Below are 23879 nucleotides of genomic sequence, written 5' to 3' on the forward strand. Positions count from 1 at the left end.
TTTCTTAACTTAGCTTTAACACCTTCTTTTCATTCATTTGATATATTTAAATTGTTCCAAATTGAGCAATGCTGCAAAGATTGCTTTCTCACAAAATGATAGCCCCTTTTTCTTTTGTCCGATGATATCTTTCATCGGTCTTTTTTTACAGAAAAATAGTATGTATAGAATGCTTAGCTTTCTGGCAACTTGAAAAGAGGCTGCGATCAACCAAAATTGGTTGAGGCAGCCTCTTTTCAACACTTAATTTATTACTGTAATTCTATTTTTTGCTGCTGTTCTTGGAATAGGCGTTTGATTTTTAGCAGGATACCCTACTTGAATTTGGCCAACTACCCGCTCATTTTCTTGTAAACCGATTAATGCAGCGGTCTCTTCACAGAATGCTAACTTTCCTGTTTTCCAGAAAACACTTAGCCCTTTTTCCCAACCAAGTAAGCTAAAGTTTTGGACTAAACAGCTAGATGAAGCATAATCCTCTTCTCTTAATTTTTCTTGTGGATGTAGGGTGTTAATGACAAAAAAGATGAATGGCACACTCATTATTTTGTTATAAGCATTGTCACTAATCACTTGTAATTCTTCTTCTACTTCTGTATTCGCTTTAGAAATAGCAACTTTTCGATTAATTTCGGCTAGTTTTTCCTTTGCTTCTCCTTGCACAAAAACAAATCGCCACGGCTCTGTCATTTTATGATTAGGTACCCATACTGCTGTTTCTAATAGCTCTTCTATTAGACTTGCTGGTACTTCTTTATCCCGATATACCGATATCGAGCGACGTTCGGTGATAAGTTGTTGGATACTCATGAACATGACTCCCTCTTACTGATAATGATTTTCAACTAGGTTTATCATACCATATCTCGATAAAGAATCAAGTTGTCGGAAAATTCACAAAAATAACTTGCAATGTTTTTTATTTTCATGTAACATTCTAACAAATACTATCAGTTAAATAATTTTTCTTATCCAGAGAGGTGGAGGGACTGGCCCTACGAAGCCTCAGCAACCGTCTAATATGACAAGGTGCTAATTCCAGCAAGCAATAGCTGCTTGAAAGATGAGAGTTTACGTTAATTAATCTCCGTCTTTCAATAGACGGAGATTTTTTATGTTATAAACATTTATTCTACATAGAAAAGAGGTGAAAAAATGTCTGATTTACGCAATGCATTGCAACAAAGACTAGTTGTCGCTGATGGAGCAATAGGAACCCTACTATACTCTCACGGTGTCAATCGCTGCTTTGAATCTTACAACCTTACGCATCCAGACCAAATTCTCCACGTTCATCAAACATATCTTGATGCTGGAGCTGAAGTTATACAAACCAACACATATGGAGCAAACTATATTAAATTGTCGCGTTTTGGTTTAGAGGAGCAGGTACATGAGATAAATACAAAAGCTATACAACTCGCTAAAACTGCTGCCAAAGACAAAGGATTTGTTTTAGGAACAATTGGAGGAATCAGAGGAGTTCAAAAATTAATCGCTTCAAAGAAAGACATCATCCGTAGCTTTAAGGAGCAGTTATTCTCTTTATTATTAGAAGGGATAGATGGCTTATTATTGGAAACATACTATGACTTTGAAGAAATCAAGCAAGTGTTAGAGATTGCTAGACAAGAAACAAAATTGCCGATTATCACCAATGTGTCGATGCATGAACCAGGTGTGATGGAAAATGGATTACAGCTTTCAACAGCCTTGAAAACATTAGAAGACATAGGTGCAGATGTTGTAGGTGTCAATTGCCATCTTGGTCCTCACTATATGCTTAAAGCATTAGAATCTGTTCCACTTCTTGAGAAAGCATATTTAGCTGCATATCCGAATGCAAGTCTCCCTTCCTACCAAAATGGGAAATTAGTTTATAGCCAATACAGTGACTACTTTGTAAAATGCGCAAAAGAGTTCCGTAACCAAGGCGTGCGTTTAATTGGTGGATGCTGTGGTACAACGCCAGAACATATTAGCGCTGTTAAAGATGGCATAAGTGGATTAACACCGATTAAGCAAAAAAAGGTGAAAAAAATTAATTTTACGCAGACTGCTAACAAACAACAACTTCCCTTGCCAATACCATTAGCGGAAAAGGCTCGCAAACAGCACACCGTAATCGTAGAGTTAGATGCGCCAAAACATCTAGATACAGACACATTTCTCGAAGGTGCACTTGCACTAGAAGATGCCGGAGCAGACGCGATTACATTAGCAGATAATTCTCTGGCTTCACCACGTATTAGTAACTTTGCCATGGCTGTAAAAATGAAGCAAGCAGGATGTAAAGTGACACCACTTATTCATTTAACATGTCGGGATCGAAATTTAATCGGGCTTCAATCTCATTTACTCGGTCTCCATACATTAGGCTTTCATGAAATTCTAGCGATCACTGGCGATCCAACACGAATTGGTGGTTTCCCAGGTGCTTCATCTGTTTTTGACGTGACATCTATCGAATTAACAAGACTCATTAAACAGCAGTGTAATCAAGGATTATCCTTTGCCGGTAACTCACTAAAAACGAAAACACATTTTCAAGTAGCCGCTGCGTTCAATCCTAATGTTGCGAACCTTGAAAAGGCAGTAAAAAGAATGGAGCAGAAAATTAACCACGGTGCTGATTACTTTTTGACTCAACCAATTTTCAATCATGAACAAATTATTCAGTTACATCAACTTACTCAACATATTGATCAACCTATTTTCGTTGGCATCATGCCACTAACCTCTTATCGAAATGCAGAATTTTTACACCATGAAGTACCGGGTATGAAGTTACCTGATGAAGTTCGATCTAGAATGAAGCAATCCCAGAATAAAACACAAAGTATCCAGGAAGGGAAAGAAATCGCAAAAGAATTAATTGATACAGCTCTACAATATTTTAATGGTATTTACATTGTCACACCGTTCTTGCATTATCCCATAACAGTGGAGCTAACGAATTATGCAAATAAACAAGCTTCACAAGCAATGAAAATAAATAATTAAAGGAGTTTTTCATAATGACAACGATTCTTAGTAGCAATCTAGGTTACCCTCGAATTGGCGAAAAGCGACAATGGAAAAGAGCAATTGAGGCATTTTGGCGTGGAGATATAAATGCTACCTGTCTTCAAGAACAAATGAAGAGCTTACGTCTCCATAACCTAAAAAAACAAAAGGAGTTAGGTATAGATCTAATTCCTGTCGGAGATTTTTCTTTATACGATCATCTATTAGATACAGCTATTTCTTTCAATATCATTCCAGAACGTTTTACCCATCACGATCCCACTGACCTGTCTTGCTATTTTGCTATTGCTCGCGGAGAGAAAAACGCAGTAGCAGCTGAAATGACAAAATGGTTCAATACTAATTACCACTACATCGTGCCCGAATTACAAGGTACGGAACCATCTTTACTGGAAAACAGAGCATTATCTTACTATGAAGAAGCAAAAGAGGAATTAAATATCGATGGAAAACCTGTAATCGTTGGTCCTATCACATTTGTTAAGCTTGCTAAAGGTTATCATGAAAATGAATTAGAAAATTGGGTTAACAAATTACTACCCTTATATGAGCAAATACTTCATGAGTTGTCTGCTGCAGGTGCAGAATGGGTTCAAATAGACGAACCTATTTTAGGAACTAACCTATCAGAAACAGAAATAAAACTAGTAGAACGAGTTTACCAAATGATTGATGACCATGTTTCTGGTGTTCAGATCATTTTGCAAACTTATTTCGAAACAGTACAGCATTATCACCGAATTATAAAACTCCCTGTTAAAGGAATTGGACTAGATTTTGTGCACGGAGAACATATAGATGTCATCAACAAATTCGGATTTCCAACTGATAAAGCTTTAGGCGTTGGTATTATTAACGGGCGCAATGTCTGGCGAGCTGATTTAGAGGATAAATATCAACTTTTAGAAACGATCCAACGAGTCGCTAATCCTGAAACATTGATTATTCAACCATCTTGCTCCTTATTACATGTTCCTGTAACAAAAGAGCTAGAGGAGAAACTAGATCCACTAGTGAAAAACGGATTGAGTTTTGCTGATGAAAAATTAAAAGAGATACAAACCCTAACAACTGCCTTACATGAAGAAAATGATGCCGTTCAACATGCTTTTACAGAAAGTAAAGAGGCAATTAATTATTTAGATCAGTCCGATTACCGTAGTCACTTAACAGAAAGCATCCGAAAAGATGCAAAACGAGAGCTGCCATTTTTGGAAAGAAAGAAATATCAACAAAAGAAGTTACAACTCCCTTTATTACCTACCACGACTATCGGAAGTTTGCCACAAACGCTTGAAGTAAAGCAAACAAGAACAAAATGGCGTAAAGGAGAAATTTCTGAACAAGTATACAATGAGTTTATTGAATCCGAAACAAAAAGATGGATTCACATTCAAGAAAAACTAGATTTAGATGTGCTTGTACATGGAGAATTTGAACGAACTGATATGGTCGAATATTTTGGTGAGAAACTTAAAGGTTTTGCTGTTACTGAATTTGGCTGGGTGCAATCCTATGGTTCACGCTGTGTTAAACCTCCACTTTTAGTCGGTAATGTAGAATGGGAAAAAGCAATAACGGTAAAAGAAATAACTTATGCGCAATCATTAACTAACAAACCTGTAAAAGGAATGTTAACAGGACCTGTCACTATTTTGAACTGGTCGTTTGTTCATGAACAATTGCCACGCTTCACTGTTCAAAATCAAATTGCGTTAGCATTGGAAAAAGAAGTATTAGCATTAGAAAAGGCAGGAATTAGTATTATACAAGTAGATGAACCAGCATTACGCGAAGGACTCCCATTGAATCGATTGAAGTGGCCAAATTATTTTGATGCAGCCGTACAGGCTTTTAAGCTCGCAACATCGACGGTGAAACATGAAACACAAATTCATACACATATGTGCTACTCTGAATTTGGTGAAATTTATGAAGTAATTGATGACCTAGATGCAGATGTAATCTCGATTGAAACATCTAGAAGTCATGGAGAAATAATTGAAACCTTTGAAACAAACGACTACAAAAAAGAAATTGGACTTGGTGTCTATGACATCCACAGTCCACGTATCCCTACTTTGCAAGAACTTGAAATGAATATTAAACGTGCTCTAGAAACCATTGATATAGAACAATTTTGGATTAACCCAGACTGTGGACTGAAGACAAGGAACGAGGAAGAAACCATCGCAGCTTTAGAAAATATGGTAGCTGCTGCTAAAAAACTTCGCGTACATCAGCTTTCATTAAAAGTATAAGAAAAGCGCCCTCAGTCATTTTCTCTTCTAACTGAGGGCTTCTCTTTTTATTCTCCGCAAAGATAGCTGAATACAAACACCACTAAAGTGAGTTTAGTTGAGAATATGATACACTTTTATCCAACAAATAGAAGCAAGCAGTACACACAAAAGATTCGACCATTCATCAAGGGTAGTACTTATTAATAAAACGAAACTTATTAGAAAGTTAGCATCCGTTTCATTTCATCCTGTAAAATTGAATCCTTTACAGATTTCATCTTGTATCTTCCATTGAAACCGTGTACAATATAGTTAATAAATTAAATTAATTAAGTTGTTATTACACTTTGCGAAGGATGGTGCCACAATGAATGTAACGGATTTAATCAAGAAGTTCGAGCGTATTTTTCAAGTTCAAACGCAACCTCGCATTTTTTTCGCTCCTGGGCGGATTAATTTAATTGGTGAGCATACAGATTATAATGGTGGTCATGTATTTCCTGCTGCGATTTCGTTCGGTACTTATGCCTTAGCTATACCGCGAGACGACCAACAATTACGTTTCTACTCTGAGAACTTTCCTGATCAAGGTATAATCGAAGTATCTTTATCAGACCTTTCCTACAAAAAAGAAGATAATTGGACGAATTACCCGAAAGGTATGATCTACTATTTTCAGCAAGAAGGATATACGATTGATCAAGGTTTTGATGTATTCTTCTACGGAAACATTCCAAATGGCGCAGGTCTCTCCTCCTCTGCCTCGATTGAATTAGTGACAGGCGTATTGTTAGAAAAAATGTATGATTTAACGATGGATCGCATTCGCATGGTTCAACTCGGACAAAAAGTAGAAAATCACTATATTGGCGTTAATAGTGGAATTATGGATCAATTTGCGATTGGGATGGGAAGAAAAGATCAAGCAATGCTATTAGACTGCGATTCATTAAACTATCAATATGCGCCAATTCAACTAGATAAGCATGACATCATTATTATTAATACAAATAAAAGACGCGAGTTAGCAGATTCCAAATATAATGAGCGTCGCAACCAATGTGAAATTGCTTTAACTGATTTACAAAAACATCTATCGATCCAAACATTAGGCGAGCTAACACCTAAACAATTTGAAGAGAATCGCGCACTTATTCAAGATAAAACTAATCAAAAAAGGGCGAAACACGCTGTATATGAAAATGCAAGAACATTACAAGCATTAGAAAAATTGAAAGCTGGTGAGCTGAGCGAATTTGGTGAATTAATCAACCAATCACACATTTCATTACGAGATGACTATGAGGTAACAGGTACTGAGCTCGATACGATTGCTGAAAGCGCTTGGCAACAAAAAGGTGTCCTCGGTGCCAGAATGACAGGTGCCGGATTTGGCGGATGTGCGATAGCCATTGTAGAAAAAACGGAAGTAGACAATGTAAAGCAGGCAATCGAGCAAACGTATCAAGACAAAATTGGTTATGCACCAACCTTTTATGTAGCAACCATCGGTGATGGAGCGAAAGAAATAATACTTTAACGAAACGAGAAAGGATGAATACACTTGAGAATATTAGTTTTAGGTGGAGCGGGATATGTGGGTTCACATGCTGTCTATCAATTAATCGATAATAGTCATGAAGCAATAGTAATTGACAATTTATTAACAGGACATGAAGAAGCAGTACACCCAGAAGCAACCTTCTATCAAGGGGATATTAGAGATATCAATTTTTTACGTGAAGTGTTTTCACATGAACAGATTGACGGCGTACTCCATTTTTCCGCCAATTCACTTGTTGGAGAATCAATGGAAGACCCACTGAAATATTTCGATAACAATGTGTACGGAACACAAGTATTACTACAGGCAATGACGGAAGCTGGTATCAAACATATCGTCTTCTCTTCTACCGCTGCAACATATGGTGAACCAGAACAAGTACCGATTACAGAAGCAATGGCGACAAATCCAACTAATACGTATGGCGAGACAAAATTAACGATGGAAAAAATGATGAAATGGACAGAAGCTGCTCACGATATCCGCTTTGTTTCCTTGCGATATTTTAATGTAGCAGGCGCTCGTTCAACAGGTGAAATTGGCGAGGATCACCGACCAGAAACACATTTAATTCCAATTGTTTTACAAGTTGCATTAGATCAGCGAGAACACATTTCCATTTTCGGTGATGACTATGACACACCTGATGGTACGTGTATTCGCGACTACATTCATGTGGAAGATTTAATCGATGCCCACCTATTAGCACTCAACTATTTAAAAGAAGACGGAGAAAGTAACATATTCAACCTCGGAAGCAGTCAAGGTTTTTCCGTTAAAGAAATCATCAATACTGCAAGAAAGGTAACCAATCACCCTATTCCAGCAAAAGTTGCACCGAGAAGAGCTGGTGATCCAAGCACATTAATTGCGGCATCTGACAAAGCAAAACAAATACTTGGTTGGAAACCTTCTAGAACGGATATTGAGCGTATTATCTCTGATGCATGGAAATGGCATCAAGCAAACCCAACAGGTTACAAGGAGGAATAACCATGAGCTATATCTCAAGCTTAGTAAAGACATTAGTCAACAAAGCAATTGAGAAAGATTTGATTAAACAAAGTGATCAAATTTATGCCCGTAACCAAGTGTTAGGACTGCTTCATGAGGCAAGTTTCCAAAAAGAAGCGGAATTGGTTAACATGGACATTCCAACTATCTTAGAAGAATTAGCCAACCTAGCTGTAGAAAAAGAACTAATCGAAGGATTATTAGACGAACGAGAACAATTAACAGCAAAAATAATGAATGTATTTATCTCAAAGCCGTCTGAAATTAATCAAACTTTTTATGAAAAGTATCAACAATCACCTGAAAAGGCAACAGACTATTTTTATCAATTAAGTAAAGACAGTAACTATATTCAAACAAAAAGAATGGCACAAAACATTCATTTCAAAACAGCATCTGACTACGGAGAATTAGATATTACGATTAATTTATCAAAACCGGAAAAAGACCCGGAACAAATAAAACGGGAAAAAGAGAAAAAGCAAGACCTTGCCTATCCGAAAAATGTATTGTCTGTCGAAAATGAAGGGTATGTCGGGCGCATTGGTTATCCAGCTCGTTCCAATCACCGAATCATTAACGTTCCATTAGAAGGAGAAGAATGGTTTTTACAATACTCGCCATATGTTTATTACAACGAGCATAGTATTTTACTTGCTGAAGAGCATCGCCCAATGAACATAACTCGCGCAGCATTTGCACGACTGACCGCATTTATCGATAAATTCCCGCATTATTTTATCGGTTCTAATGCTGACTTACCGATCGTTGGTGGTAGCATTTTATCCCATGATCACTATCAAGCTGGTCATTATACATTCGCAATGACAAACGCAGAGGAAGAATTCCGATTTACGCTAAATGATTTTGCTGATGTGGAAGCAATGGTCGTTAAATGGCCCTTGTCTGTCATTCGACTCCGCCACCAAGATCGCTATAAACTAGTCGATGCTTCAGCCCATATTTTACAAAAATGGCGTGCCTATAGTGATCCTGACGCAGACATCTTAGCATACACAGAAGATACACCACACAATACGATTACACCAATAGCGCGCAGACGTGGGGAAGTATTTGAAATGGATCTTGTTTTACGTAATAACCGAACAACGAAAGAACATCCGATGGGAATTTTCCACCCACATGAAGATGTTCACCATATAAAGAAGGAAAACATTGGCCTTATTGAAGTAATGGGGCTCGCTGTTCTCCCTCCCCGCCTAAAAAATGAATTAGAAGCAATCAGAGAGCATCTTTTAGGCGAAAAGGTAACGGTTGCAGAATACCATCATGATTGGGTACAATCAATAAAGAGTGAGCATGCAACTATCACGAATGAGAACGTTAACACCATTGTCAAAAATGCTCTAGGACAGAAATTTGCTCGCGTGTTGGAGGATGCTGGAGTGTATAAAACAACTAGTTCTGGCAGAGATCAATTCAAGCGCTTTTTGTCACACTTAAATAAAGAGTAAACGAGGGGGAAATCGGCGTTATGGAAGTAAAAACAGATGTACTAAAAGTAGCAGACCAAGAATGGAAGGAATTCACATTAATTAATGATCATCATATGAGCGTTTCTATTCTTAATTTCGGTGGGATCATTACAAAAATTTTCGCACCTAATCGTGATGGCAAGCTTGAAAATGTTGTACTCGGCTTTAAAAACTATGAAGATTACCTTGATAACCCTGGATTTTTCGGTGCTTTAATTGGTCGTGTTGCAGGACGAATTGAGCAGGCACGGTTTGAAATAGACGGAAAAAGCTATACAGTGCCAAAAAACGAAGGAGATCATCATTTACATGGTGGCGAACCAGGGTTCCATAAATCCATTTGGAATGCTCAACCTTTTGAAAACAACAATGAGGTAGGATTGACGTTAACACTAAAAAGTGAAGATGGTGCGAATGGTTATCCAGGAAATGTAACGATGACTGTTACCTATACACTAAATAATGATAATGCTTTCACGATTACGTATGAAGGAACCGCAGACCAAAAAACGGTCTTAACAAGTACCAATCACTCTTATTTTAATCTTAGTGGTAATTTACAAGCAGATATTCAAAACCATGAAATTACATTAGACAGTAGTAAATTTGTTGAGCTAGATGATGAATTGATACCAACTGGTAACATTTTAGATGTGGATGATACTGTTTATGATTTTCGTAATGGGCGCTTGATGAAGGATGGTGTTACATCTGATTACAAGCAAAATCTTATAGCAAATCACGGCTATGACCACTATTTCCTTTTCGATCATTCTAAACAGGAAAGTGCTGTTGTATACGAAAAAGAGAGCGGTCGCACATTGACTGTTACTACCGATCAACCTGGTGTTGTGATGTACACATCTAACAATCTACCAGAAGGACTAGAATTACCAGAACGTGAATCTGTTAGATATTTGGGACTATGCTTAGAAACACAAGCATCACCAGCATCGATTCATCATGAAGGGTTCCCATCTGTTTGGTTAGACAAAGACGAAAAATATTTTGCGAAAACTACTTTTACGTTTGGTGTGAAGTAATATGAGAAAACCTGCTACAATAAGCTGTAGCAGGTTTATTTTATTGTTGTTTTAACACTTTCACACCCAAACGCTGTAACGAAACGGTTTGTGACACTTCCGTACCTGTTAATACATCCACATATTTCTGTTCACTTAAATGAACCTCTTTCCTCTCATTTGAAAAGTTCATTAGAAACAGAAACTGATTATCTCCGTCTGTTCGAATTTGTGCGCTAACACCCTTCGGTAATAGACCTCCAGTTGCCCTATTTATTGATAGTTGATCTGCTAATTTTTCAAAAAAGGCTTGGTGGAATGCTCGATCATTCCTGGAGGCAATATAATATGCTTTGCCTTCTCCATATTGATTGACCGTTAACGCAGGACGACCAGCATAAAAATCAGCTCCATACTCAGCTAAAACTTCCGCTCCCTCTAAATGGATCAAATCACATAATTCTTTTGCAACAAATTCGCCACGCAAACCTAGTTCATTGTTGCCAATGACTTTAATATGGTTTGTTTCACCATCATAAAGTCCATCAATCTCTTCTGACCAAACACCTACTATTTTGCGTAACGGACCTGGGAATCCTCCTAAAAAGCACAGATCATGCTCATCAACAATTCCCGACCAATAAGTTGTCACAAACGTTCCACCCTTTTGAACAAACTTCTCGATATTTTCTGCAACACCCGGACGAACCATATATAACATTGGCGCTACTACTACTTTATATTTAGACAAATCTTTTGCTGAATCAACCACATCAACAGCAATCCCTTGCTCCCAAAATGCTTGATAATGCTCTGTTACCGTTCGTTCATAATAAATACCTGTGTTTCGCGGTCCTTGCGCATCCTTTACTGCCCAACGATTTTCCGTATCAAAAAGGATTGCTACCTCTGCTTCTACTGTTGTCCCTACTACCTCATCTAATGTAGCTAATCCAGCCCCTAGCTCTTTTACTTCTTGAAATACTCGTGTGTGCTCATGGCCTACATGATCAACAACCGCTCCATGAAATTTCTCACTAGAACCACGACTTTTACGCCACTGGAAGTACTGAACAGAGTCTGATCCATGTGCTACCGCTTGTAAAGAAGATAATATATGCATTCCAGGTCTTTTTAACTTACTGACAGACTGCCAGTTTGTTAAACTTGGTGTACTTTCCATCAGTAAAAATGGCTTGCCACCTTTTAATGCTCGGAACCAATCATGATTCATCGCCGTATACGCTGCCAAATAAGACTCATCTTGCCTATCATGCCATGTCGGATAGGAATCCCATGAAATAATATCAATATCCTCGGCGAATTGGGCATAGTTCAAACCTTCAAACAATTCCATGAAATTAGCTGTTACTGGTAATTCTGACTTTATCGCTCTGACTGCCTTTACTTCATGACGAAAAAAATCTAACGTTTGATCCGTAACAAAGCGTTTCCAATCAAGGTTATGACCATGAACCATTGACTCTCCATGTGGTGCAGGTGATTCAACTTGTGACCAACTTGAGTAGGTATGACTCCAAAAAGTAGTCCACCATGCTGCATTTAAGGTATCTAACGTTTTATACTTTTGCTGCAACCAAGCTCGGAATGCTTCCTGACAATACGGGCAATGACACTCACCTCCATATTCATTGGAGACATGCCAACCAATTACTGCTGGATGATCTGCGTAACGATCCGCTAATTTACTATTAATAATTTGTACCTTTTCACGATATACAGGTGATGTGTAACAATGATTATGACGCCTACCATGAAGATTACGAACACGATTAGCGACAACACGCAATACTTCTGGATATTGCTCAGACATCCATGCTGGTCTTGCACCACTTGGCGTAGCGAGAAATGCATAAATACCATTTTCATAAAAGCTATCTAGTAATCGATCCATCCATTCAAATGTAAATTTCCCTTCTTCAGGCTCTAATTTTGCCCAAGAAAAGATACCGACAGACATCACATTACAGTTTGCAAGCTTCATCAAACGAATGTCTTCTTCCAACACTTCTGGATAATCTGCCCATTGCTCTGGACTATAATCTGCACCATGTAGCATTTTAGGCATTTTATCACTTACAGGCTTAAATTTCATCGTATCACCTATCCTTCTCTTTTTATATAGCGCTTTCAAAATAAATATGCTAGGCATGAGAGTATCATTACCAGTTATAGAGAATGATACTCTTGTAATAGGTTAACTAAGAAACAGAACTCAGACTACTGGTTCAAATATATCGCTTAAAATTAGGGCCACTGCACCTAAGGAAGAACCATATTCCCCCAAACTCGCAAGAAGCACAGGTGTATTTTTTGCTTGTTCAGATATAGCCTTTGAACGAATTGTTTCCTTGATCGGTTGCAAAATAAATGCTTCAGCTTTTGCAACTCCACCCCCAATAATAATCGCGCTAGGATTAAAGACATGAATTAAATTTGTGAGCGCAATTCCTAAGTAAGTTCCTGTTTCATTCAATACTTCTTTCGCTAAACGATCTCCTTTGGTTGCTTCCTTATGTATCATTTCAGCTGTTACTGGCTCTTGATAACTCGCTAAACTACTAGGATTCCCCTCTTCTAATAACTCTACCATTCTTTCCGCAATAGCTGGTCCTGAGGCAATCGTCTGTAAACAACCATTGTTGCCACATGTGCATTTTTCCCCATGCAAATCTATCATCATGTGACCAATCTCACCAGCAATTCCATGTTCCCCACTATATAACTGACCATTAATGACAATCCCAGCACCGATCCCTCTCCCTACATTCACGGCAATCATGCTTTTGTTCGTCATTTGATTATTAAACCACGCCTCGCCTAGTGCTAACAATTTAGCATCATTTTCTACCTTCACTTCTAGATGAAACGCGTTCTCTAGATACTCTTTGATAGGAAGATTACGTAAGTTCAAGTTAGGTGCAAATATCGACATACCTGTTTCTGCATCAACTACACCGTGCATAGCCACACCAATACCAATAAACTGCAAGGATTTATGCCGTTGCATTAATTGTTCTACCCCATTTGTCAGCATCGACAGAAAACTATTTTTCTGTATAGAGTGTGTAATAGCTTGTTCCATTTCATCCACGATAGATCCAGAAAGATCTGATATAATAAAGCGCACCGCCGCAGGTCCTACATCAATACCAATTATATAAAATCCCTTTGTATTCAGCACTAACATGGTTGGCTTTCTTCCACCTTGTGATGCACCAAGCTGACTTTCCTTAATTAATCCTTGCGCTAAAAGTTCTTTTACAATACTTCCAACAGTCGGAGGTGTTAACTGCGTTTCTTTAGCGATTTGTGCACGAGAAATGGAACCTTCCGTCCGTATTTTATTTAAAACAATCGATTTATTAATAGACTTCATCCATTGAAAACTTCCACGCTGCATCTTTTTCCCAACTTTCTTAATATACTTAATAAAGTATATCAAAAGTGGTTCAACATGGACAAAAATAATGAGAATTTGAATAAATGGTGTTCTTTTTCCTCTATCATATGAGGAAAAAGAACACTCATAACGATGATGAATGACCGAAGAGCTTGCTTTTTCTCTTGCTCGGTCGTTCATCAACTCTATGAACGACCGAATTTATAAAAACAAAAAATTTCGGGCATTCATAACGCTGATGAAATGCCCGAAATTGAATTCTGCCATTTTATTAATAAGCACCACGAATATGCTCGTGTACTTCTTTTGTATAAAAAGCTTGTAGTTTAGCTAATTCTTGTTCTGAATAGGCAGGAACATCGACAGCAGCTAGGTTGTCTTCCACTTGCTTAACTGTTTTAAAGCCAGGGATAACAGATGAAATAGCTTCATGACTTAAAATCCATTTCAATGCTGCTCTTGTCATATTTCCTCTTCCTTCTGCAATCCATTCTAATTGTTTACTAAGCTCTACTCCTTTAGCAAAAGGTAAACCAGCAAAAGTCTCACCAACATTAAACTCTTCTCCATTTTGGTTAAAATGGCGATGATCATCTGCCTCGAATTGATGACTTTCGTTAAATTTCCCTGTCAATAAACCGCTAGCTAGTGGCACTCTAGCTAAGATTCCTACATTTTTCTCTTTAGCAACAGGGAATAACTCTGTGACTGGCTTCTGACGAAAGATATTAAAAATAACTTGCAAAGCAGCTACATTCGGATTCTCCATCGCGAGTAAGCCTTCTTCGACTGTCTCGACACTCACACCATAATGACGAATTTTGCCTTGTTCTTGTAGTTTATCCAACACTCCAAACACAGTACCATCTCGAATAATATCTGTTGGTGGACAATGAATCTGCAGTAAATCTAATTGTTCACGTTGCAATCTTCTCAAACTATTTTCCACATAATTCGTTACAGACTCTTCTGAATACGTAGCAGGATCATGAATATCACCAGCACGACAAAATTTAGTCGCAATGTAAATTTTATCTTCTTTTCCTTTTGTCGCTTTAGCTAGTAACTCTTCACTATGTCCGTCACCATATACATCAGCTGTATCAAAAAAATTCACGCCATGATCCATCGCAAGTGCTAAACCATTCAGTGCTTCTTTATCACTCGTTTGGCCCCACGAACCACCAATTGCCCACGTACCAAAACTTAACTCACTTACCTTCATATCTGTCTTACCCAATTGTCGATAATGCATGTAACTCCTCCTCTATAATTGATTACGTTTACAAAAACATCATGGATATTAACTTCATTATACATCTGGTTCCATTATAAGAAAAAGAATCCGTTCGTATATCTACCTATGATTTGGTATGATAAAATAAAAAAGTTAAGCAAATGAACGATTTATTCAACATACCTTATCTAGTTAAACTTATCACCTTATTTATCGTATGTAAGGAGGCAAACAGCAATGAAAGACATCTTTAAAGTACTTATCGTTGACGACGAAATGTTGATAAGACAAGGCATTATCAGTTATATAGATTGGGAAAAAGAAGGTTATAACATAATCGGTGAAGCATCGAATGGTGAAGAAGCTCTTCACTTAATCGACGCTCATCTGCCTGATATTATCTTGACAGACATTGTCATGCCTGGAATGGACGGTATTGAATTAGTAAAACGAGTAAAAGCAAACTATCCGGAAACAGAAATCATCGTATTAAGTAGCTTTGAAAATTTCGACTATGTGAAGGAAACTTTTCAAAGTGGTGTTGCTGATTATATTTTGAAACCTAAATTAAACGCTGAGGACTTAATCCAAACATTACGACGTGTACGCCAAGGTAATCGCAAACAAAACGTTGTAAACGCAAACAATTTTAATCTCCGTGATATAGGCAAAAAAATTTTAAAAGGGTATCCATCTATTCGAGAGATGGAATTTGCCCGCGAGGAATTCCATTACGACCACTTTACATTGGTGGAACTGTTTTGGTCAGTGAAAATACGAATGTCTCTGACATCAGATCAGATTATTACCACATTACAACAACACGTTTCATCATTAACTTGCCATGCTATTACAATAGAAGAAAACAGTTTTCTCTTATTAATAAATGTTGGCGCGCAGGAATTACCTACACTAAAAGCGGTAATAAAAAAACTTGCGAACAGTACCGATCAAGCTACAAGCAAATGGATATTGAGCCAGCCGTTTCAAGTTATTGACGAACTGAAAAATATCTATGACACAAACCATTTAATGTTGAAACAATACCATTTTTATTTACCTGAGCAATCTGTGCTTTACTATGATCAGTTGCCTCAACTAACAAACCGTGCTACTGCGTTTGATTTGAATCATTTGATCTATTTGTTCAAACGGAAGCAATTTCAAGAAGCTTTCGATTATCTAAATGAACAAATCAATTTGTTCGCTAACCATTTTGACACAGATGTTTTTACTTTTAAATCATGGTTAGAAAATATTATGTTTAATATTATTACTTTGCTCGGAAATATGAACTATGATATGGAGCAGATTGAGGCAGATAAGTATCAACTATTCACGCAAATTAATGAAGCTTTTCATGTCGGTGAAGCTATATCTATTTTTGATCATTTTCTGACCACAGTAGAAAAAAAAGTACATGCGTCTCAAACAGCATCAACTTCTAATATACAACGATTGCTCGACTATATTGAAGAAAACTATAGCAATTCTCTAACATTGCGAACTTTAGGTGATTACTTTCACTTTAATCCTACTTATTTATCCAGCTATTTTAGTAAGCATCATGAAGAAGGATTTAGTGAATATCTCAACCATGTCCGCATCAAAAACGCACAAAAAATGTTAATTGAAACGAACATGTCAATTTCATCTATTAGTGAATCTGTAGGTTATTCGGATCCTAGCTATTTTACGAAAGTATTTAAAAAAGTAGTCGGTGTCTCACCACGAATCTATCGCAGGCAACACAAACCTAGGAATAGAGGCAGTAACCATGAAGAAATTTAGACGTCTTATTTACACTAACAACTTATTTGTGAAAATTTTTTTAGTTTTAGTCATTAGCATTATTATTGTATGCGCCTCCATAACATATAGTCACATTCATATGTCTAGTAACTTATTCATTAATACATTTAGCATTACAAATTCAAAAATCATTAACCAAATCACTGATCAATTTCATTCATTCACTGACTCGATCGTTTCTGTTTCTTTAGAGATTGAGACAAACGGTACGATTAAACAACTGCTACAAGAACAACCGAATAATACTGTTGAAGAGGCCTCATTCTACTATAATATAACGAATGAAATGGAGGATATTTACCCTAAAGTCGATCCTGATGATGCAACGATGATCATCATGAGTGAAAATAATGACGTGTTTAACATGAATTATGCCAAATGGCCTGTTGATCGAGATAGATTAGCGAATCATGAAATCATTCACGAAACCGAAACAAGTAGCAACCAGATCACTTATCATTTTGAACAATCTGAACTAACAAATAATGTACCAATGATCGTTGCGTCCAAAGCATTACGGCTACAGTCAAACGACATTTATGGCTATCTCTTGTTTGCTTTAACGGAACGTGATCTAAACAAATTTTACGAAAGCTATACTAGTGGTGGAAATAATGTACTATTAGTTGATAGAAATGGCCAAATTATCTCTAGTAATCAGCAAGAAAGAATTGGTGAATACTCCAATCAATTGCTTCATCATGCTGAACAATTTGTAGAGCAACCCGAAGACTATGAGCAAATAACCGTGTTTGACGAGACCTATATCTTTTTATCAGCATACATTCCTGCACTCGATGCTTATCTCGTCAATCTCATTGATAAGGATATCATTGCGGAAAATGTTATTGATACGAAACAAATTTTATTCATTAGCATTATAGTCGTAAGTATAGCGGTGCTTACAGCCTTTCTAATTTTAAGAAGAATGACTGTATCTATTAGTAAGCTTGTTAACCAAATTTCTGATATGGCAAGATATCAATTTACTAAACCGTTACAAGAAACAGGTGGATATGAAACACGAAAAATAGCCAAAGCTTTTAATTATATGCTTAATGAGCTACATGATTATGTGCAAATTTTAATAAAAACGCAAGAAAAACAAAGAAAGGCAGAGCTAGAAATGTTGCAGCATCAAATTAATCCACATTTCATTTACAATACGCTCGCATCCATTAAGTTTTTCATCCAACAAGATAAAAAAGAAACAGCAATGGAAACGATGGATTCTTTTATTGCATTACTACAACATTCACTAAGTAATATTGATGAAACAATCACTGTTGAACAAGAATTAGAGCACTTACAAAATTATGTCCAAATCAATCAAGCTAGATATGGCGATCGTATTAAAGTGAATTATTTAATCGCTCCTGATTGTTTACAGCTTGCTATACCAAAATTAATCATTCAACCTTTTATAGAAAATGCCTTTTTCCATGGTTTCAACACAAAAACAAACGGATATATTCAAGTATTAATCGCTCGTAAAGATGACACGCTTACCTGTGAGATAATAGACAACGGAGACGGAATTAAACTGGAGCAATTGAACAATAAATTAGTGCAATCAAAAGGAAAAAGACAACTGTTCAGTGGCATCGGTGTTAAAAATGTAAATGAAAGAATTCAGTTATTATACGGAAAACATTATGGTGTAGAAATAGACAGCGAATTAAGCAAAGGGACGAAAGTAAAAATAACATTACCAGCAAAGCAGCTGAAATAATTACCTTTTTCTAAAAATAGTCCTATTTTTCTTGCCTACTTAACCAACAACTAAATATTGTCGTAGTTTTTACTAAAGATTATCCAAGAGTAGAAAAAGCTTTTTTTGTTACACTAACGTTACATTAATGAAAGCGATTTCATTAACTAGACTATTTTGAGGGGGTAAGACAAATGAAAGAAATAGGTATGAAGAAGTTTTGGACCCTATTAGCAACGATTTTAATGGTATCCTTGTTAGCAGCTTGCTCTAATAGTACAGATGAAGAGGCTGATTCAGACGATGATGCACCAGCCGAATCAAGTGGCGATGCGGAAATAACGGCATGGGCATGGGATGCTAACTTTAATGTTGCAGCACTGGAAATTGCGTTAGAACATTACGATAATGATGATTTCGACATGGAAGTCATTGAAAATGCACAAGATGATATCGTTCAACGATTAAATACGGGCTTAAGCTCAGGAACGATGAACGGAATGCCTAATATTGTATTAATTGAAGATCAACGTGCACAAAGTTTCTTGCAATCGTATCCAGATGCATTCTACCCACTTGATGACTATTTCAATCCAGATGATTTTGCACCATATAAGCTATCCCCAACAAGTTTTGACGGGCATCAATATGCTCTTCCGTTTGACACTGGTGTAACAGGTTTCTTTTATCGAACGGATTATTTAGAAGAGGCTGGATACACACATGAAGACTTAGTAGATATTACATGGGCAGAATTCATTGATGTTGCAAAAGATGTAAAAGACAACACAGACCATCCAATGGTTTCCTTAGATCCTAACGACTTAGGCATTTTACGTGTAATGATGCAATCTGCTGGCGCATGGTACACAACAGAAGACGGCACGATCAATATTGAAGACAATGAACCGTTAGCACTTGCACTTGAACATTTTAAAGAAATGATGGATAACGACCTTGTCAAGCTAAATTCAGATTGGAGCCAATTTTTAGCTGACTTCAACAGTGGAGCTGTCGCATCTGTTCCTTCTGGTTCCTGGATTGCTCCGAGTATTGAAGCAGAAGAAAGCCAAGCAGGTCTTTGGCAGCTTGCTCCAATTCCTCGTCTAGACATTGATGGAGCTGTTAATGCTTCTAACTTAGGTGGTAGTTCCTTCTACGTATTAAATATTGATGGTAAAGAAGAAGCTGCACAATTCCTAGGTGAAACATTTGGTTCTGATGTTGAATTTTATCAAGATTTAGTTCGTGAAATTGGTGCAATTGGGACATATATCCCTGCTTCTGAAGGGGAAGCATATCAATTCGAAAATGAATATTTCAATAATCAACAAGTTATCTATGACTTATCACAATGGATGGAAGACGTGCCACCAGTTGATTACGGAATGAATACGTACGGTATCGAAGACATTATCACCGCCGAAGTACAAAACTATTTGAATGGTAAAAGTCTAGATGATGTATTAGCTGACTCGCAAACGCAAGCAGAAAATCAATTTAAGTAATAACTATCTGGAGCCTCAGGATGCATTTGTCTCCTGAGGCGTTTATTCAGATATGGAGGGGGATTGTCATGAGTGAGCATGTCGAAACCGTGAAGCAAACTAGTTTCTTGAAAAAAATCCGCAAATCCTATATCGGTTGGCTTTTCATTCTCCTATCTATGATAGGTATTTCATTGTTCTATTTTTACCCAATGATTCAAGCCTTTCTATTATCACTTCAATCAGGTATGGGGGCTAGCTTAGAATATGTCGGATTGGATAACTATGTAAGATTATTTAATGACCCGACATTTATTGCAGCACTAACCAATACAGTTCTCTATTTATTAGTGCAAGTGCCAGCAATGATTATTCTAGCTTTAGTATTTTCCGTGTTATTAAATGATCCTACATTAAAATTTAGAGGCTTCTTCCGAACTGCTATCTTCTTACCTGCTGTAACATCACTTGTTGCCTACGCGGTTATTTTTAAATATCTGTTTAGTGGCGATGGGTTAGTGAATGAATTTTTACTTAGTATGAATCTGATTTCACAACCACTCAATTGGCTTAGTGACCCTACTTTAGCCAAAATCACGATTATTATTGCGATTACATGGCGATGGACTGGTTACAACATGATTTTTTACTTATCTGCTTTACAAAATGTAGACAAATCAATGTATGAAGCGGCCAAAATTGATGGTGCATCCGCTATACAGCAATTCTTTTTTATTACCATACCATTATTAAAGCCGATTATCCTTTTCACCTCGATCGTATCTACAATCGGTACACTTCAATTATTTGACGAGGTAATGAATATTACAAGTGGTGGACCTGGTAATGCTACTTTAAGTATTTCAATGTATATTTATAATTTATCTTTTGAGTACACACCAGATTTTGGCTATGCAGCAACGGTTTCTTATGTTGTTTTACTCTTAGTTGTTGTACTATCGTTTATCCAATTTAGAGTGGCAGGTGATCGAGATTGAAAAAATTAAAACGTTTATTCATTTACTTGTTTTTAAGTGTTGCTGCTTTAGTATCGATTTTTCCATTCTTATGGATGGTTATAAGCATGACGAACAAATCGGTTGACGTCACACAAGGCCGCTTAATTCCTGGTACACATTTGCTAGAGAACATTACTAACCTACTCGATCAAACACAGATTGGGACGGCAATGTGGAATTCTTTTGTTATTGCGATTATTACAACATTCCTTACATTATTAATCGGCTCTTTAGCAGGTTATGGATTTGAAATCTATCGTTCAAAAGGTAAGGATATCGTCTTTAATATCTTAATCTTATCGATGATGATTCCATTTGCTGCGATTATGATCCCTTTATATCGATTATTTGGGCAAATATCTGAAACAGCACCACTAATCGGGATTGATACATTAGCGGCAGCCTTTTTACCGACAGTTATTACCGCCTTTTTTATCTTCTTCTTTAGACAAAATACGAAAATGTTTGCACGTGAATTGGTGGAGGCCGGCAGAATTGATGGGTTAAGTGAGTGGGGCATCTTTTTCCGAATTTATATGCCAACAATGAAAACAACTTATGCAGCGGCTGCGATTATTGCTTTTATGAACAGCTGGAACAATTATCTTTGGCCATTAGTTGTTTTACAATCACCTAGTAAGCAAACGATTCCACTGTTAATCTCTAATTTAGGTGCCGGGTATTCGCCTGATTACGGTCTTATCATGACAGCCATTGTTATTGCAACACTTCCGACAGCACTTGTTTTCTTCTTCATGCAAAGACACTTTGTTGCCGGTATGATGGGGTCTGTGAAAGGATGAGAAAAAGCGAGCTGTTTGTAGGCAGCTCGCTTTCTTCATTTATTCTACTACTACATCCATCAACTCAAATGTTGTAACATCAACAAGTCCTCTGTTAGAGATTCGAACTTCCGGGATAACCGGTAAAGCGATCAGTGAAAAGGTCATAAATGGTGCATTAATTGTACAACCTAATTGTTGCCATGCTTGTTCTAACTCTTTCACTTGTTCTACAACTGTTTCTACTGTTTGATCAGACATTAAGCCTGCAATTGACATTGGAACATGTGCAAGTACTTCCCCGTCTTCAACAACAATCATACCGCCACCCGATTCCGCTAATTTATTTGCAGCAATCGCCATATCTTCTTGATTTACACCCATCACCAATAAATTGTGACTATCATGAGCAACGGTTGAGGCTACAGCTCCAGATTTCAAACCAAAACCTTTGGCAAATGCTAGTGAAATTTGACCTGTTCCTTTATGACGTTCGATACAAGCAAGCTGGATAATATCTTGGTGTACATCCATTTGAATCGTACCGTCTTCTACAGGTAATGTAGCTGTCATTTTTGCCGTTCGTGCACTATTTTCAATAATATGAATACCATTAATTTGCACTTCATTTTCTTGCTCTGTCTGCAAGACAAAATCATCCGCTTGTAGTGCTCGTTGTAATTTGACAGTATTTTTTACGTGATCGGGATATTCGTAACGAGGAATGTCTTTTACAAGCACATTATCGCGAGCAACTATCTCTCCATTCGTTACAACCGTAGATGGCTCCATACTAGCTAAATCATCTAACACAAGCAGATCCGCGACTTTTCCTGGGGTGATACTGCCGTATTGTTTATCTATTTGGAAATAGCGCGCCACATTGATTGTCGCCATCTGAATAGCTACAATCGGGTCTACGCCTTCTTCAATCGCACGACGGACAACATGATTAATCTGTCCTTTCTCTACTAATGTCTCTGGATAAATATCATCTGTCACTAGTGAAACATTGGAAGAATCAATGCCGTCCTCTGTGATAATTTTTATCACTTCTTTTACATCTTGCCAAGCAGATCCTTCTCGAATCATAATATGCATGCCGAGTCTTGCTTTTTCTAATGCTTGTTCCTTTGCCACTGTTTCATGACAGGAATCAACTCCTGAAGCAATATAAGCTTGAAGCATGCCATTTGGGCCATCAGGAAAATGTCCCGTTACAATTTTATCTGTTGCCATTGTTGCTTCTATTTCATTAATCATTTTCGGATCATTATAGACGACTCCCGGAAAGTTCATTACTTCACCTATACCAATAACACCGTCCCATTTTAATCCTTCTTCGATATCTTTTTCTGTTAATGTTGCGCCTGCATCTTCCAAACCGTCAGTAGCAGGAACACAGGAAGGAAATGTGGTAAATACTTTTAACGGAAGGCTTTGCCCTTCTTCATGCATAAGGCGTACCCCTTCTGTACCTAACACATTTGCGATTTCATGAGGATCCATAAAAATCGCAGTCGTTCCTTTTTTCAAGGCAGCCTTCGCAAATTCTGTAACAGATAACATCGTGCTTTCTACGTGCATATGTCCATCCATTAATCCTGGTGCTACATACTTGCCTTTCGCATCTACTATTTTTGTTTCGGGGCCAGTAATATGATCAGCCTTCCCAATTAAGGCAACCTGCTCCCCTTTTATGGCTATATCAACATTAGGCTGTAATTCCCTCGTCAATACATTCACTAATGTTCCATTTTGGATGACAAGGTCTGCATCTTCTTCCCCTAATGCTACCTTTCTCAGTAATTCCCTACTCATTATTCATTCTCCTCTCTTTTCACATGTATATGGAGGAGTATCTCCACACATAGTTTAGCAATTTACGGTTGCTAAGTAGAAACGCTTATGCCTTATCCTTAAGCTTATACATGTTTTCACTATATTACGTCTGAAAACGTTTTACAGTCAATGTTTTTCTGGAATTGGATGAGAAAAGTTGTTTGAACTTGAGAAGCTTAAGAACGAAAGAAGGCCTGTA

General features: G+C 37.3%; 16 protein-coding genes and 2 riboswitches. Of the genes, 11 read left to right on the plus strand and 5 right to left on the minus strand.

Translation table 11 applies throughout. From position 1 onward, the window contains the following. Positions 1-243: 243 nt before the first annotated feature. Entirely contained in the window at positions 244-810 is a 567-nt protein-coding gene (locus SH601_RS03895; protein WP_319956938.1) for a nitroreductase family protein, read from the minus strand. A 155-nt stretch (positions 811-965) separates the two neighbouring features. After that, a riboswitch (SAM riboswitch) is annotated at positions 966-1070 on the plus strand. Between the two features lie 85 nt (positions 1071-1155). On the opposite strand from SH601_RS03895, the gene SH601_RS03900 reads away from it, so the two are divergent. The 6 genes from SH601_RS03900 to SH601_RS03925 all read left to right on the plus strand — a co-directional run bounded on the left by SH601_RS03900 (position 1156) and on the right by SH601_RS03925 (position 10387). Continuing rightward, on the plus strand, positions 1156-3003 hold the full coding sequence (locus tag SH601_RS03900; protein ID WP_319956939.1) for a bifunctional homocysteine S-methyltransferase/methylenetetrahydrofolate reductase: 1848 nt from the start codon (positions 1156-1158) through the stop codon (positions 3001-3003). Positions 3004-3017: 14 nt separating this feature from the next. Next, the gene (metE, locus tag SH601_RS03905; protein WP_319956940.1) at positions 3018-5288 is read left to right on the plus strand and encodes a 5-methyltetrahydropteroyltriglutamate--homocysteine S-methyltransferase; all 2271 of its coding nucleotides are present in this window, start codon (positions 3018-3020) and stop codon (positions 5286-5288) included. Between the two features lie 349 nt (positions 5289-5637). Then, on the plus strand, positions 5638-6810 hold the full coding sequence (locus SH601_RS03910; protein WP_319956941.1) for a galactokinase: 1173 nt from the start codon (positions 5638-5640) through the stop codon (positions 6808-6810). A gap of 24 nt (positions 6811-6834) precedes the next feature. Further along, positions 6835-7827: a UDP-glucose 4-epimerase GalE gene (gene galE / locus SH601_RS03915; RefSeq protein ID WP_319956942.1), complete on the plus strand. Its 993-nt coding sequence runs from the start codon at positions 6835-6837 to the stop codon at positions 7825-7827. A 2-nt stretch (positions 7828-7829) separates the two neighbouring features. Then, a complete protein-coding gene (gene galT / locus SH601_RS03920; protein ID WP_319956943.1) occupies positions 7830-9323 on the plus strand; it encodes a UDP-glucose--hexose-1-phosphate uridylyltransferase in 1494 nt (497 codons plus the stop codon). Between the two features lie 20 nt (positions 9324-9343). Beyond that, positions 9344-10387 (plus strand): aldose epimerase family protein, encoded by a 1044-nt coding sequence (locus tag SH601_RS03925; protein WP_319956944.1) that lies wholly within the window; start codon positions 9344-9346, stop codon positions 10385-10387. A gap of 40 nt (positions 10388-10427) precedes the next feature. Here the strand turns inward: SH601_RS03925 and SH601_RS03930 are convergent, their stop codons facing one another. The 3 genes from SH601_RS03930 to SH601_RS03940 form a co-directional block, all read right to left on the minus strand. Further along, positions 10428-12482: a beta-galactosidase gene (locus SH601_RS03930; RefSeq protein WP_319956945.1), complete on the minus strand. Its 2055-nt coding sequence runs from the start codon at positions 12480-12482 to the stop codon at positions 10428-10430. A gap of 120 nt (positions 12483-12602) precedes the next feature. Beyond that, positions 12603-13790, minus strand: coding sequence for an ROK family transcriptional regulator (locus tag SH601_RS03935; RefSeq protein WP_319956946.1), 1188 nt, complete (start codon positions 13788-13790; stop codon positions 12603-12605). A 271-nt stretch (positions 13791-14061) separates the two neighbouring features. Further along, positions 14062-15045, minus strand: coding sequence for an aldo/keto reductase (locus SH601_RS03940; protein ID WP_319956947.1), 984 nt, complete (start codon positions 15043-15045; stop codon positions 14062-14064). Between the two features lie 219 nt (positions 15046-15264). On the opposite strand from SH601_RS03940, the gene SH601_RS03945 reads away from it, so the two are divergent. The 5 genes from SH601_RS03945 (at position 15265) to SH601_RS03965 (ending at position 21859) form a co-directional block, all read left to right on the plus strand. Then, complete coding sequence (locus tag SH601_RS03945; protein WP_319956948.1) at positions 15265-16818, plus strand: response regulator transcription factor; 1554 nt, start codon at positions 15265-15267, stop codon at positions 16816-16818. Next, entirely contained in the window at positions 16805-18571 is a 1767-nt protein-coding gene (locus tag SH601_RS03950) for a sensor histidine kinase (protein WP_319956950.1), read from the plus strand. The genes SH601_RS03945 and SH601_RS03950 overlap by 14 nt, the downstream gene beginning before the upstream one ends. Positions 18572-18744: 173 nt before the next feature. Beyond that, positions 18745-20058, plus strand: coding sequence for an ABC transporter substrate-binding protein (locus SH601_RS03955; RefSeq protein WP_319956951.1), 1314 nt, complete (start codon positions 18745-18747; stop codon positions 20056-20058). A gap of 68 nt (positions 20059-20126) precedes the next feature. Further along, positions 20127-21035, plus strand: a complete 909-nt coding sequence (locus SH601_RS03960; protein WP_319956952.1) for a carbohydrate ABC transporter permease — start codon at positions 20127-20129, stop codon at positions 21033-21035. Further along, entirely contained in the window at positions 21032-21859 is an 828-nt protein-coding gene (locus SH601_RS03965) for a carbohydrate ABC transporter permease (RefSeq protein WP_319956953.1), read from the plus strand. The genes SH601_RS03960 and SH601_RS03965 overlap by 4 nt, the downstream gene beginning before the upstream one ends. 39 nt (positions 21860-21898) lie before the next feature. Here the strand turns inward: SH601_RS03965 and ade are convergent, their stop codons facing one another. Next, positions 21899-23659 (minus strand): adenine deaminase, encoded by a 1761-nt coding sequence (gene ade / locus SH601_RS03970; protein ID WP_319956954.1) that lies wholly within the window; start codon positions 23657-23659, stop codon positions 21899-21901. Between the two features lie 30 nt (positions 23660-23689). Further along, positions 23690-23791: riboswitch (purine riboswitch) on the minus strand. Between the last annotated feature and the right edge of the window lie 88 nt (positions 23792-23879).

The sequence above is a fragment of the Gracilibacillus pellucidus genome (assembly GCF_033949965.1).
Taxonomy (GTDB): Bacteria; Bacillota; Bacilli; order Bacillales; family Amphibacillaceae; genus Gracilibacillus; species Gracilibacillus pellucidus.

Bases quoted from the DNA above. Each gene is read 5' to 3' on its own strand.
- SH601_RS03910 (WP_319956941.1), top strand. From the start codon at position 5,638: ATGAATGTAACGGATTTAATCAAGAAGTTCGAGCGTATTTTTCAAGTT.
- SH601_RS03940 (WP_319956947.1), bottom strand. From the start codon at position 15,045: ATGCATTATCGACAATTGGGTAAGACAGATATGAAGGTAAGTGAGTTA.
- SH601_RS03960 (WP_319956952.1), top strand. From the start codon at position 20,127: ATGAGTGAGCATGTCGAAACCGTGAAGCAAACTAGTTTCTTGAAAAAA.
- metE (WP_319956940.1), top strand. From the start codon at position 3,018: ATGACAACGATTCTTAGTAGCAATCTAGGTTACCCTCGAATTGGCGAA.
- galT (WP_319956943.1), top strand. From the start codon at position 7,830: ATGAGCTATATCTCAAGCTTAGTAAAGACATTAGTCAACAAAGCAATT.
- SH601_RS03900 (WP_319956939.1), top strand. From the start codon at position 1,156: ATGTCTGATTTACGCAATGCATTGCAACAAAGACTAGTTGTCGCTGAT.
- ade (WP_319956954.1), bottom strand. From the start codon at position 23,659: ATGAGTAGGGAATTACTGAGAAAGGTAGCATTAGGGGAAGAAGATGCA.
- SH601_RS03935 (WP_319956946.1), bottom strand. From the start codon at position 13,790: ATGCAGCGTGGAAGTTTTCAATGGATGAAGTCTATTAATAAATCGATT.
- SH601_RS03895 (WP_319956938.1), bottom strand. From the start codon at position 810: ATGAGTATCCAACAACTTATCACCGAACGTCGCTCGATATCGGTATAT.
- SH601_RS03925 (WP_319956944.1), top strand. From the start codon at position 9,344: ATGGAAGTAAAAACAGATGTACTAAAAGTAGCAGACCAAGAATGGAAG.
- SH601_RS03950 (WP_319956950.1), top strand. From the start codon at position 16,805: ATGAAGAAATTTAGACGTCTTATTTACACTAACAACTTATTTGTGAAA.
- SH601_RS03930 (WP_319956945.1), bottom strand. From the start codon at position 12,482: ATGAAATTTAAGCCTGTAAGTGATAAAATGCCTAAAATGCTACATGGT.
- SH601_RS03955 (WP_319956951.1), top strand. From the start codon at position 18,745: ATGAAAGAAATAGGTATGAAGAAGTTTTGGACCCTATTAGCAACGATT.
- SH601_RS03945 (WP_319956948.1), top strand. From the start codon at position 15,265: ATGAAAGACATCTTTAAAGTACTTATCGTTGACGACGAAATGTTGATA.